The sequence below is a fragment of the Microbacterium sp. NPDC064584 genome, assembly GCF_040687315.1.
In the GTDB taxonomy this organism is placed as follows: Bacteria; Actinomycetota; Actinomycetes; order Actinomycetales; family Microbacteriaceae; genus Microbacterium; species Microbacterium lacus.
This window is the reverse complement of the sequence record NZ_JBFBMZ010000006.1, coordinates 65745-77806: the sequence shown is the minus strand read 5'-3', so window position 1 is coordinate 77806 and position 12062 is coordinate 65745. Positions and strand designations below refer to the sequence as shown.

The 12062-nt window shown below is 70.7% G+C and carries 10 protein-coding genes; 2 read left to right on the top strand and 8 right to left on the bottom strand.

All coding sequences use genetic code 11. The annotated features are described in order from the left end of the window. Positions 1-12: 12 nt before the first annotated feature. The 3 genes from AB0P18_RS10260 to AB0P18_RS10250 all read right to left on the bottom strand — a co-directional run bounded on the left by AB0P18_RS10260 (position 13) and on the right by AB0P18_RS10250 (position 2847). The gene (locus AB0P18_RS10260) at positions 13-1209 is read right to left on the bottom strand and encodes an LLM class flavin-dependent oxidoreductase (RefSeq protein ID WP_363359928.1); all 1197 of its coding nucleotides are present in this window, start codon (positions 1207-1209) and stop codon (positions 13-15) included. A 100-nt stretch (positions 1210-1309) separates the two neighbouring features. Then, positions 1310-2350 carry an LLM class flavin-dependent oxidoreductase gene (locus tag AB0P18_RS10255; RefSeq protein ID WP_363359927.1) on the bottom strand — a complete coding sequence of 347 codons (1041 nt, stop codon included), beginning with the start codon at positions 2348-2350 and terminating at the stop codon, positions 1310-1312. 143 nt (positions 2351-2493) lie between these two features. Next, positions 2494-2847 carry a carboxymuconolactone decarboxylase family protein gene (locus tag AB0P18_RS10250; RefSeq protein WP_363359926.1) on the bottom strand — a complete coding sequence of 118 codons (354 nt, stop codon included), beginning with the start codon at positions 2845-2847 and terminating at the stop codon, positions 2494-2496. Positions 2848-3062: 215 nt separating this feature from the next. On the opposite strand from AB0P18_RS10250, the gene AB0P18_RS10245 reads away from it, so the two are divergent. Next, entirely contained in the window at positions 3063-3767 is a 705-nt protein-coding gene (locus AB0P18_RS10245; protein ID WP_363359925.1) for a GNAT family N-acetyltransferase, read from the top strand. Between the two features lie 283 nt (positions 3768-4050). Beyond that, complete coding sequence (locus AB0P18_RS10240; RefSeq protein ID WP_363359924.1) at positions 4051-5388, top strand: DUF222 domain-containing protein; 1338 nt, start codon at positions 4051-4053, stop codon at positions 5386-5388. A gap of 127 nt (positions 5389-5515) precedes the next feature. Here the strand turns inward: AB0P18_RS10240 and AB0P18_RS10235 are convergent, their stop codons facing one another. From AB0P18_RS10235 to AB0P18_RS10215, 5 genes are all read right to left on the bottom strand, one after another. Beyond that, a complete protein-coding gene (locus AB0P18_RS10235; RefSeq protein ID WP_363359923.1) occupies positions 5516-6718 on the bottom strand; it encodes a PLP-dependent aminotransferase family protein in 1203 nt (400 codons plus the stop codon). A gap of 19 nt (positions 6719-6737) precedes the next feature. Beyond that, entirely contained in the window at positions 6738-8411 is a 1674-nt protein-coding gene (locus AB0P18_RS10230) for an ABC transporter ATP-binding protein (RefSeq protein ID WP_363359922.1), read from the bottom strand. Positions 8412-8434: 23 nt separating this feature from the next. Next, entirely contained in the window at positions 8435-9283 is an 849-nt protein-coding gene (locus AB0P18_RS10225; protein ID WP_363359921.1) for an ABC transporter permease, read from the bottom strand. Next, positions 9280-10296, bottom strand: a complete 1017-nt coding sequence (locus AB0P18_RS10220) for an ABC transporter permease (protein ID WP_363359920.1) — start codon at positions 10294-10296, stop codon at positions 9280-9282. Before AB0P18_RS10220 ends, AB0P18_RS10225 begins: the two co-directional genes overlap by 4 nt. 74 nt (positions 10297-10370) lie before the next feature. Next, positions 10371-12032, bottom strand: coding sequence for an ABC transporter substrate-binding protein (locus tag AB0P18_RS10215; RefSeq protein WP_363359919.1), 1662 nt, complete (start codon positions 12030-12032; stop codon positions 10371-10373). Positions 12033-12062 lie beyond the last annotated feature (30 nt).

The window sequence follows — 12062 nt, the reverse complement described above, 5'->3', positions numbered from 1 at the left end:
CTCCTGAGTGGGTCAGCCGGCGAGCGCCGGCGCGTAGCGGTTGGGGACGGAGGTCGGCAGGCCGAGGACGCCGCGCAGGGATCCTCCGTCTCCGGCCAGCAGGTCACGTCGGCGCAGTTCGGGCACCAGGTCGTCGGCGATATGGGGCAGGTCGTCGGTCGCGACGCCGGGGCGCAGCCGCACCCCCGCGTAGCCGAGCTCGCCGAGCGCGGCGATCTCGTCGGCGAGCTGTGCGGCCGACCCGGCGAAGATGCGGGCGTCCGAGGAGAGCGGCCGGCCGAGGGCATCGAGTCGCTCGAGGCGATCGGATGCCGGTTCGTCGGCGTCCAGGAACACGACCAGGTCGGCGAACACCCGGAGCGGCTCCCCGGTTCGAGCGACGTCGCGCTCCGCACGGCGGACCTCATCGAGGATCGCGGTCGCACCGGCGATGTCCTGCGGGGTGACGAAGACGACGTCCGCGGATGCCGCGGCGAAGCGGTACGGGATCTCGGCGTGCGCGAGCGCGGCGATCACGGGCTGCCCCTGGGGCGGTCGCGGCGTGATCGACGGACCGCGCACACGGAAGGAGCGTCCCTCGAAGTCGACGGTGTGCAGCTTGTCGGCATCCAGGAATCGGTCGGTCGCGACGTCGCGGATCTCCGCGTCGTCCTCCCAGCTGTCCCAGAGCCGGCGTACCGCCTCGACGACGTCCTCCGCCTCGGCGAACAGCTCGGCGGCGATCTCCCACAGCCGAGGGTCTTCTCGGTCGGTGAACTCGGGGATGTCGCGGCGTCCGAAGTGCCGCGCCTCGTCGGCGCGCGGCGACACCTTCGGCTGCCATCCGGCGCGGCCGAGGCTGGTGTAGTCCAGAGTGGCGATCCCGGTGGAGATGTGGAAGGGCTCGGTGTGGGTCGTGGTCACCGTGGGGATCAGCCCGATCCGGCGCGTCACCGGGGCGACGCGCGAGGCGATCAGCAACGCGTCCAGGCGGCCACGCACCTCGTCCGTGCGGTCGTCGGCACCGAACGGCGAGCCGGACTGCACGACGAACGAGTCCTCGATCGTGGCGAAGTCGATGCCGGCGGCATCCGCTCGTCGCACCAGATCGGCCCAGTAGTTCGGTGTGAACAGCTCCGTCGGGCGCGAAGACTCTTCGCGCCACGCGGCGGGGTGCCAGCCGGCGCCTTCGAGCGCCACGCCCAGACGCAGTCGATCGGTGGTGGTCATGGAGTCTCCCGTTCCTCACTCAGGTCGCGGAGCCCGTCTGTCCGCTGTCGCCAGCCTCGCGGCATCCCGCGCCCGTCGCGCGTGGCGCCGTCAAGAGGGGTCATGCGCGGTCATCCGCGGTAATCAACGACGCGGCGCCGCGTTCGGACGCGGGCGTCCAGCCGAGCGCGGGCAGCACGGCGTGACGGATGTCGAAGAGGATCTGCCGGTATTCGTCTTCGGCGAAGCCGTACGGCAGCGCGACGCGCAGCTCGGTCCGGCCGTCGATCGACGGGTCCTCGCCGAGGCGCTCGATGATCTCCGCGGCGGTGCCCACGAGATCGCGCTGGAACACGACGCGACGCGGGCCGATCTCCGCCGGGGCGGCGGTCCGGGCGTCGCGCGCCTCGGCGTACGCGCGGTAGTGCTCGCGCTGCGGCGCGGTCGCGGTCGTGGTCGGAACGATCACGCGTTCCACGCCGACCGTGGGGATGCCGCTCCCGACGAACTCGGAGTAGTACGCGTCCAGGTGCGCGCGCTGCGCCGGCTCGAACCGGTCGTGCCCGCCCGCGTCGCTCAGGTTGCCGAGCAGGAGCTTGAGCCCGTGCCGTGCGGCCCAGCGCACGGAGCGCTCCGATCCGCCGCCGAGCCACACGCGGTCGCGCAGGCCCGGGATATGCGGCTCGATGCGCGGGATCTGCGGGCCGTACGGCGTCTGCAGCGGTTCGCTCGCGAGCGGGTGTCCTTCGAGCGCATCGAGGAACCGTTCGATGAGCGCGTACGGGTCGACCGGCGCGTCGCCGCGCCCGAGCCCCGCGAGCAGATCGCCGTGCGGCGCGGAGCTGCTGATGCCGACGTTGACCCGCCCTCCCGAGAGGGCGTCGACCGTGCCGAAGTCCTCGGCGAGGCGGAACGGCGTCTCGTAGCCCAGGGGCACGACGCCGGTCTCGAGCCGGATCGATCGCGTCCGCTGCGTCGCCGCGGCGAGGAACGGCAGCGCGGAGGAGATCCCCCGCTCGAGGTGTCGTTGACGGATACCGGCCACGTCGTACCCGAGATCCTCGGCGAACGAGAACAGGCGCAGGGTCTGCTCGAGTCCTGCGCGCGGGTCGTCCTCGGGGTGGGTGCCGGCCAGGATGAATCCGGCTCGGGGGACCAGCATCCGCTCGCTCGTCATGGGCTCTCCGATTCGTGATGCGGCCGCGTCTGTCACGGCCCGTTCACGCTGGCAGGTGCGACATGACTGCGGCCCCGCGTCCGTCACCCGACGTCACCCCGCGTCACCCGACGTCACACGATCGGTCCTCAGTGCCGGTGGGCCACCGCGCTCTGGTCGCCGAACTTGAACGCGAGGCGGCCGTGCGCGAAGCCGCCGCCGGCGCGGATCGCGGTCGAGACCCACGCCGCCTCGGCGAGCTCGGCCTGCGTCGCACCGGCCTTGATCGCGCGCTGGGTGTGGCCGTCGATGCAGTAGACGCACTGCGTGCTGATGCCGACGGCGACCGCGATGAGCTCCCGGTACTTCAACGGGATCTCCCGGCCCTCCCCGGCGAACACGGCATCGTCGAACTGCGCGAACGCCTGCAGGATGTCGGGCGTCTCGCTCTTGTAGACGCGCGTATAAGTGCGGTCGTTCTCGCGGTCGAAGTAGTCGGCCATCGTGCTCTCCTGTCATGCCGGTCGGACTTTCGACGATGCCATGCGCGGCGCTTGACGCCGTGCGGCGATGACACACAACGACGCGGAAGCGGAACACCCTGGGTGCGACCGCGGTTGCGCTTCGAGATGTGTCGGTTCGTGTCGCCTCGACGAATCCGAGCCGACACGAACTGACACTCTCGTACCACGCAGAACGCTGACGAAGGACTTCACGAATGACCCAGACCCTTTGGAGGCAGCAGGATGCCGTGCTGGACAACCCGGCATGGCACTCGCTCGCCGGTCCGCACGCGCAGTTCGCGATAGGTGACGACCTGGTCCGCCAGTACCCTGCCGATGTCGCCCCCTTCGTCGCCGTGCGCACGTGGGAGGACCCCCGGGTGTGGGACGCGCTGGCCGAGCTCGTCGGACCCGCGGCCGAGATCGGTCTCTCGAGCACCGATGAGCTGCCGCCCGAGGGCTGGGAGATTCTGGGGCGCGGCGACGGTGTTCAGCTCGTGGAGACCTCGGCGCTCGCGCCGCGCCCGTTCGACGAGGCGATCGAGCTCGGAGTGGACGACGTGCCGGAGATGCTGGCGCTCGTCGAGCGCAATCAGCCCGGACCGTTCCGGCCCCGGACGCACGAACTGGGGCGCTACATCGGCATCCGGCACGAGGGTCGGCTGGTGGCGATGGCGGGCGAGCGACTGCATCCCGAGGGCTGGACCGAGATCAGTGCGGTGGCGACGGATGTCGAGCACCGCGGCCGGGGACTCGCCTCGCGCCTGGTGCTGGACGTGGCGTTCCACATTCAGGAGCGCGGCGATCGGGCGATGCTGCACGCCGCGGCGACGAACGTGAGCGCGATCGCGGTGTACGAGCGCCTCGGCTTTGCGCTGCGCCGGCACACGACGTTCTCCTTCGTGCGCACGCCCGCCTGAGGCTGCCGCCCGCCTCCGCGCCCCGCTGCTCCCGCCGAGGTGGTGAGTCTCCCGCCGAGGTGGTGAGTCTTCCGCCGAGGTGGTGAGTCTCCCGCCGAGATGGTGGGTTCAGCCGCGAGATTGTTGAACTTCCACCGAGGTGGCCACCACCACCTCGGGAAGAAACCCACCACCTCGGGAGGAAACCGACCATCTCGGGGGAAGACCCACCATGTCGAGAGGCGGCGGCGAAGGGTGCCTCTCAGCCAGCGGCGATGTCGGTGGGTGGCGGTAACTTTAGAACATGCATTCGAACACGGTGGTCGGATTCACCGACTCGCAGACTGAGACGCTGCGCGGGTTGCGCGACCAGGTCGCCGCGTTCGATCGGGCGATCGCCGCCACCGAAGCCGCTCGGCTGCGGGTGCTCGGGCAGGCGGCGGAGCTCGTGGATGAACTGCTGGTCGGTGTCTCTGCGCGGGAGCGGCAGGCGGACATGGTGCTGCGGACGGTCGCGTCCGAGATCGCGGTCGCCACGCACGTGTCCGACCGGTCCCTGCAACGCCAGATCGGGGAAGCTGCCATGCTCGTCGGCGACTACCCGGCGACCCTGTCTGCCTGGGAGGACGGACGGATAACCCGCGGGCACGTCCGGGCCGTGCAGGACGCCGGCGCGATCCTTCCCCCAGAGAACCGACGGGAGTTCGACCAAGCCGCCGTGGACCTGTGCACGTCGGACACCGCCGGGCGGGTCGCTCCCCGGTTACGGGTGCTGGCCGAGCAGGTCCACCCGGTCAGCGTCCAGGAACGGCATGATGCCGCGCACCAAACGAGGTGCGTGAAGGTGGTCCGCGGGACGGACGGGATGTCGACGGTGATGATGGCCGTCCCGTCGCTGCTCGCCGACGCGGTCTACGACCGGCTCACCCAGCAAGCCCGCGTCATCATCGACACGAGGCGAACCGCACCAGCCAGGCTCGACGACGCGGACCTCGCGGTGATCACGACGGACACGCGGACGATGGACCAGATCCGTGCGGATCTTGCGGTGGACATGCTCCTCACCTCCCAGCCCGGCGCGGATCCCACCCGGGACGACGACGGACCCGGCACGCTCGGGGCGATCCGCGCGAAAGTGCAGATCGTGGTGCCCGCCCTCTCCCTGATCGGCTCCTCCTCCGAGCCCGCAACCCTCGTCGGCACCGGTCCGATCGACCCGGACACCGCCCGGCATCTCGCGGCCGGCACCCGGTCCCCGTGGGAGAGGATCCTCACCCACCCGATCACCGGAACAGTCCTGCACACTGACACCTATCAACGCACCGCACAGATCGACCGGCACCTCCGAGCCCGAGATCAGCGCTGCCGGTTCCCCGGATGCCGGATCCCCGCGATCCGCTGCGAAGTGGACCACACCGTCGACCATGCGAGGGGTGGGCCGACCGACACGGGAAACCTCGCGCATTTGTGTCAACGGCATCATTCGATGAAGCAGTTCACCCCCTGGCGGGTTCGACAACTCCCGAACGGCGTCCTCGAATGGACCTCCCCCACCGGCACCGTGTATCTCGACATGCCCACGACGTACCCGCCGGCCGTCACGTTCGCGCCCACCGACGACACCTCCGACGCACCCTTCTGAACCCCGCGCCGAGTCGGCAGGGTGGAGCCGCGCACGAGCCCGGATTCAGACCCGGCGTTGCGCCTGGCGCCACCCCCGGCGCCACCTGCTCCCCGGGGATCCGTCCCGCAGGACGCCACTCGGACGGTCAGACGCGCTGACGGCGCAGCGCCTGGCCGATCCGGTGCGCGGCCTCGCGCAGCTGCTCGGCGGACGTGTCGCCATACGCGAGCCGGAGCCGGCGCTCGGCATCCGTCCCCGGCCCCGACGCGAAGAACGCGCCCTGCTGGTACTCCACGCCCTCCGCGCTCGCGTCTGCCGCGAGGCGCGCCGCATCGACCCCGTCATCGCGCAGCCGCGGCCACAGGAACAGCCCGCCGTCGGGCCGGTCGATCTCGAACGCACCGGGAGCCTCGGCCTCCAGCCCGTCGGCGAGCGCGTCCGCACGCTCGCGGTACAGCGCCCGCGCCCGCTCGAGCGTCGCGTCGAACAGCAGCGGATCGGACGTGAGCAGCTCGGCGATCACGGCCTGCACGAACGTCGACGAGTGCCCGTCCTGTCGGCTGCGGAGCGCCACGACGTCCGGCACCGCGTGAGCGGGCAGCACGACCCACCCGAGCCGCAGGCCCGGGCCGAGGGTCTTGGTGAACGTGTTGACGTGCCACACGAGGTCGGAGTCGTGGAACGGCTCGACGGACTCCTGCTCGCCGCGGAAGCGCAGCTCGCGGTACGGATTGTCCGCGAACACCACGAACCCGTACTGCTCGGCCAGGCGCACGAGCTCGCGGCGCTGATCGGTCGGCAGCGTCGACTGCGAAGGGTTGTGGAAGTCCGGCACCGTGTACAGCGCGGCGGGGCGCTCCCCCGCACGCAGGCGGTCGGCCAGGTCGTCGACGTCGATGCCCGTCCGGCCGACGCCGATCGGCAGGATCCGCGCGTCGGACAGCTCGAGCCCGCGCAGGAACAGCGGGAAGATCGGATTGTCGACCGCGACGAGGTCGCCGCGTTCGAGCACGGTCTGCACCGCGAGGGCGAGCCCGTGGAACCCGCCGTTCGTGATCACGACGCGCTCGACGGGCACACCCTCGCGCGCGGCGATCCACTCGCGCAGCGCCGGGATGCCCTCGGTGCGCGAGTACTGCAGCGCGGGTGCGCCCGGCTGGGCGAGCACGCGGGCCGTCGCCTCGGCGATCTCCCGCGAGGGCAGGACAGACGGGTCGGGGATGCCGCCCAGAAGCTCGATCGCATCGGGACGGCGATCGCGCAGGGTCTGGTCGCCGAAGCCCTTCGGCGCCGTGAGCGCGCGGATGAGCGCGGGGCGCGGGGCGCGGGTGTCGGTCAGCGTGGTCATGGGTGCTTCTCCTTCGAGCTCACGCGGTGGGTGTCAGCGCGGCCGTGGCGGTGGGCGCCGCCACGGCGCCGGGCACCGGCGCGGACGCGGCACGGGACGACCGGGGACGGGGGATCGAGCGCACGAGGGTCTTCGTGTACTCCTCGCGCGGGTTCTCCAAGACCTCGGTCACCGACCCCGCTTCGATCACGCGGCCGTCCTTGAGCACCGACACCGTGTCGGCGATCTGCCGCACGAGCGCGAGGTCGTGCGAGACGAACAGGTAGGTGAGGCCGCGCTGCTCCTGCAGGCGGAAGAGCACGTCGAAGATGTCCGCCTGGACGCTGACGTCCAGCGCGGAGGTCGGCTCGTCGAGCACGATGACGTCGGGTTCGAGCACGAGGGCCCGCGCGATCGCGACCCGCTGCCGCTGGCCGCCCGAGAGCGCCCCGGGAGGCCGGCGGCCGAGCTCCGCGCTCAGCCCGACGGCCGAGAGCGCCTCCGTCACCGCCCGCGCGCGATCCCGACGCGTGCCGACCCGATAGCGGTCCAGCGGCTCGCGCACGATGCGCTGCACGGTCCACGACGGGTCGAGCGACGTGAAGGGGTTCTGATACACCAGCTGGAGGTGACGGCGGATGCCGCGCAGCGCGGCCGGCGAACGGCCGGTCACCGTCTCGCCGTCCACCCGGATCTCGCCGGCGTCCGCGTGCTCCAGACCGAGCAGGAGCCGCACGGTCGTCGTCTTGCCCGATCCGGATTCGCCGACCAGGGCGTGCGTCGTGCCCGCAGGAACCTGGAACGACACGGCGTCCACGACCGTGCGGGACGTGCCGTCGACCGTGAATGCCTTGGACACCGCGCGGACGTCCACGCGGGGCGCGGCATCCGTCACCGCGGGTCGTCGCGGCGCGTCACGGTACCGGGTCGGGTTCAGCGCCGGCGCGTCGCTCTGCAGGCGCGCGGTGTACGCCGAGGCCGCGAAGTCGAAGACCTCGGCGGTGCGCCCGGCCTCCTGCACGGCGCCGTCCTTGAGCACGACGATCTCGTCGGTGCGCTCGGCGGCGATCGCGAGGTCGTGGGTGATGAGCAGCAGGCTGATGCCGAGCGAGGTCTGCAGATCGGTGAGCAGGTCGAGGATGCGCTTCTGGATCGTGACATCCAGCGCGCTCGTCGGTTCGTCGGCGACGAGGAGCTTCGGCCGCGGGAGCACCGCCAGGCCGATCAGCACCCGCTGCAGCATGCCGCCGGACAGCTGGTGCGGGTAGGAGTCGAACACGCGCGCCGGGTCGGGCAGACCCACGCGCGCGAAGATGTCCAGGATCGCCTCGCGCTGCTCGTCGGCGCGCGTGAGCCCCGCCAGTGCCGCCGCTTCACGCGCCTGCGCGCCGATCGTGCGGACCGCGTTCAGCGCGTTCGCCGGGTCCTGCGGGACGAAGCCGAAGCCCGTTCCCCGGAGGGCACGGAAGCTCCGCTCCGGAAGCGACAGCACGTCCGTCCCCGCGAAGCGCACGTCGCCCGATGCCCGCGCTCCGGCGGGCAGGAGCCGCAGCACGGCCCGGGCGATCGTGGACTTGCCCGAGCCGGACTCCCCGATCAGGGCGAGGCTGCTGCCGGGGCGGACGGAGAATCCGACATCGTGGACGACCTCGGTGCCGCCGTAAGACACGGAGAGGTCCTGCACCTGCAGCAGGGCATCGGGAGCGGTGGTCACGACGGGACTCCTGTCTGCGCGGCTCACGAGGTTCCTCGCAGCCAGCGACTGATGCGATTGATCGACAGCACCGTGAGGATCGTCACGATCGCGGGCCAGAACACGAGCCACGGCGAGCGCGGATAGTCCTTGCCGGAGGAGATGAGCAGGCCCCAGTCCGACGCGGGCGGCGGATCGCCGTACCCGAGGAAGGCCAGGCTCGCGATCACGAGGATCGACAGTCCGAACTGCAGCACGGCGAGCGGGATGAGCGAGCGGGACGCGTTGGGCAGCACGTGCCGGAACAGGATGTGTGCGGCGGATCCGCCCTGCAGCGTCGCCGCTTCGACGAACACCGACCGGCGCACCTTGATCACCTCGGCCCGCATGACCCGGGCGAACACGGCGACCGCGGACACCCCGGTCGCGATCGCGGCGTTGATGGTCTGGAAACCGAGGGAACTCACGATCACGACGGCCAGCAGGAAGGCGGGGATCGCCAGCAGCACGTCGACGAAGCGGGCGAGGACGACGTCGATCCACGAACCGAGGAAGCCGGCGACGAGCCCGATGAGGCCCCCGACCACCACGCCGATCACGACGGCGACGAGAGCGCTCGTCACCGAGGACTGCGCACCGAAGACGACGCGCGCGAACATGTCGCGCCCGAGCTGATCGGTCCCGAGCAGGTGCGCCAGAGAGGGCGGCAGGAGCTTGTCGGCCGGGTCGCCCTTCGCGGGGTCCTGGTGGGCGAACAAGCCCGGCGCGAGCGAGAACGCGAGGACGATCGTCACGACGACGAAGGACAGCAGCACGCTCGGCGGGACAGCGAGAGCGCGCACCCGGGGGCGAGTCAGCGCGCGGGGCGCCTGGGTCAGGGCGGCACCGGTCATACGATGCTCACCTCCTCCTGCAGGTCGGAGCGGATGTCCTGATCGGCCGCGGGCGAGACGGCGCGCGCGCGCCCGCCGACCGTGACGCGGGGATCCAGCAGCGGATAGGCGAGGTCGGCGAGCAGGTTCACCACGACGAAGACGAGCGCCGCGAGCGAGACGACGGCTTGCAGGACGGGGAGGTCCTGGCTGGCCACGGCGCCCTCCACCAGGGTGCCGATGCCGACGCGCCCGAAGATCGACTCCGTGATGAGCGCTCCGCCGAGCAGCTCGCCCACCATGAGGGCGAGCACGGTGACGGCCGGGAGGGAGGACGGCTTGACGAGGTGCCGGAGGAACAGCCTGCTCTGCCCGAGACCGCGCGAGCGGGCGACGGCGATGTACTCCTGCCGCGACTCGTGGTCCAGGTTCGCGATGAGCACTTCGGCCAGCTGCGCCGACACGGGGATGCCGAGCGCGAGCGCGGCGAAGAATGTGCCCCAGGGGGTCTCGGTGTCGATCATCGTGAAAAGGCCGAGACCGAACGCGAAGACGTTGATCAGCAGGAGACCGATCACGAAATTGGGGACGGAGAGGAAGAGCGAGGGCAGGGAGCGCAGAAGTCCTTGCCCGAACCGCGGAGGCAGGAACTGCGTTCCGTAGGCGATCGTGACCGCCAGCACGATCGCGACCAGGAGGGCGGCCCCGGCCAGCTGCAGCGTCGAGCCGAGTGCGTCGAGGATCAGCTGACTCACCGGGAGGTTCGAGCGCAGCGAGATGCCGAAGTCGCCTGTGACGAAGCGACCGAGCGAGCCGGCGAGCTGCACGAGCAGCGGCTGGTCCAGACCGTAGTAGGACACGATCCGCGCGATGTCCTCCTCGGTGAACCCGTTCTCGGGATTGCGCAGCGTGCTTGTGATGGGGTCGCCCGGCAGGATGCTGATCACGAAGAACGTGAACAGGTAGGCCAGGAGCACCACGACGACCGCCTGGCCGATGCGGCGCAGAGCGTACGGTCCGTAGGTGCGGAGCATGGGATGTTCCCTCCGGCTCGACGGGGTGGGGACGCGTGTGCGCCCGGACGGCTCCGGGCGCACACGCGCGATGATCACTCGGTCAGGTACGCGTCGAGGTAGTACGCGTAGGCCAGGCCGTTGTACGTGACGCCCTCGAGGGCGGGGTTCTGCACGTACACGCGCTGCACGATCTGGGTGAGCGGAACGAAGTACGCCTGCGCGAGCACGTACTCCTGCAGCTCGTCGGCGACGGCGGCGCGCTCGTCACGATCGGTCGCCGTGGCGATCTGGTTGGAGAGGTCGTTGAGCGTCTGGTCGCTCGTGCCGACCTTGAACCAGTCCTCGTCGCCCTTCTTCTGGCTCGTGAGGACACCGGCGACGGTTCCGACGTCGACGAAGCTGCGCGTGATCTCGTTCGCGGGGATCGCGGCATTGCCGATGACCTTCTGCCCGTACGTCGGCACATCGTAGGCCTCGAGGGTCACGGCGAAGCCCAGGTCGGACAGCTGCTGCGCGACGAGCTCGTCGACGGCCTGCGAGGTGGCCAGGTACGGGTTCGGGTACAGCGTGAACGCGAGTTCCTGCCCGTCCTTCGTGCGGACGCCGTCCGCGCCCTCGACCCACCCGGCCTCGTCGAGCAGATCGGCGGCCTGGTCGGGGTCGAACGCGAACTGGTCGCTGTGATCGGTCGCCTCGGGAACGTTGCTCTGGATGAACGACTCCGCCGCCTGCCAGTCGCTCGTGTAGACCGTGGACAGGATCTCGTCGCGGTCGATGCCGTGCTGGACGGCCTGCCGGACGAGCGGGTCGTCGAAGGGTGCGACCGTGGTGTTCAGCGCGTACCCGTTCACGAAGCCGAGATAACGGGGCACCGCGATCTCGAAGCCCTCGTCCTTGAGCGGATCCAGCTCCTGCGGGCTCGCGTTGTAGGCGACGTCGGCCTGGCCGGACTGCACGGACGACGTCCGCAGGGTCGGCTCGGCGACCTGCTTGTACGTGATCGAGTCGAGGTACGCCGCGCCGTCGTGGTTCAGCGCCTCCGGACCCCAGTCGTAGTCGTCGCGCTTGGTGAGCAGGACACTGTCGCCCTCGGCCCACGACTCCACCACGAACGGCCCGCTGCCGATGTCATTGGACAGGTCGGCCTGCTGATCGGCCGGCAGCGCGAGGGTCTCCGGCGAGAGCAGGATCGAGCCGTGGTAGGCGAGCGTGGGGATGAAGCTCAGCGTCGGCGCGGTGAAGTACACCTTGACCGTGGTCTCGTCCACGGCCTCGGCCCGGTCGTAGTTGGCGGCGGGGAACAGCCCGATGCGGTTGATGCCCTCGTCGGGGCGGCCCTTCGCCCAGATGTCGATGTTCGCGACGACCGCCGCGGCGTCGAGCGGCGTGCCGTCCGAGAAGGTGACGCCGTCCTTGAGGGTGATCGTGAACTCGGTCTTGTCCTCGCTCTCCTCCCAGCTCTCCGCGACCCACGGGCTCAGGTTGCCCTCCGCGTCGACATAGATGAGCTTGTCGGTGACGTGTCCCCAGATGTGCCCCTGGTAGCTCGAGATCGAGCTGTTGTTGGGGATCCAGGTGGCGCCGAGCGAATCGATCAGGAACGTGACGTCGCCGCCCTCCGTGGGCGCGGCGCTCTCGTCGGCGGCGGGTGCGGTGCCGCCGGAGGCGCAACCGGCGATGAGTGCGACGCCGGCGATCAGGCCGATGCCGGTCAGGAGGGCGCGTCGCCCTCGGGTGCGGTGCTGTGTGGACATGTGATCGTTCTCCTTGGTGTGCTGTGGGGC

Bases quoted from the DNA above. Each gene is read 5' to 3' on its own strand.
- AB0P18_RS10260 (WP_363359928.1), bottom strand. From the start codon at position 1,209: ATGACCACCACCGATCGACTGCGTCTGGGCGTGGCGCTCGAAGGCGCC.
- AB0P18_RS10255 (WP_363359927.1), bottom strand. From the start codon at position 2,350: ATGCTGGTCCCCCGAGCCGGATTCATCCTGGCCGGCACCCACCCCGAG.
- AB0P18_RS10250 (WP_363359926.1), bottom strand. From the start codon at position 2,847: ATGGCCGACTACTTCGACCGCGAGAACGACCGCACTTATACGCGCGTC.
- AB0P18_RS10245 (WP_363359925.1), top strand. From the start codon at position 3,063: ATGACCCAGACCCTTTGGAGGCAGCAGGATGCCGTGCTGGACAACCCG.
- AB0P18_RS10240 (WP_363359924.1), top strand. From the start codon at position 4,051: ATGCATTCGAACACGGTGGTCGGATTCACCGACTCGCAGACTGAGACG.
- AB0P18_RS10235 (WP_363359923.1), bottom strand. From the start codon at position 6,718: ATGACCACGCTGACCGACACCCGCGCCCCGCGCCCCGCGCTCATCCGC.
- AB0P18_RS10225 (WP_363359921.1), bottom strand. From the start codon at position 9,283: ATGACCGGTGCCGCCCTGACCCAGGCGCCCCGCGCGCTGACTCGCCCC.
- AB0P18_RS10220 (WP_363359920.1), bottom strand. From the start codon at position 10,296: ATGCTCCGCACCTACGGACCGTACGCTCTGCGCCGCATCGGCCAGGCG.
- AB0P18_RS10215 (WP_363359919.1), bottom strand. From the start codon at position 12,032: ATGTCCACACAGCACCGCACCCGAGGGCGACGCGCCCTCCTGACCGGC.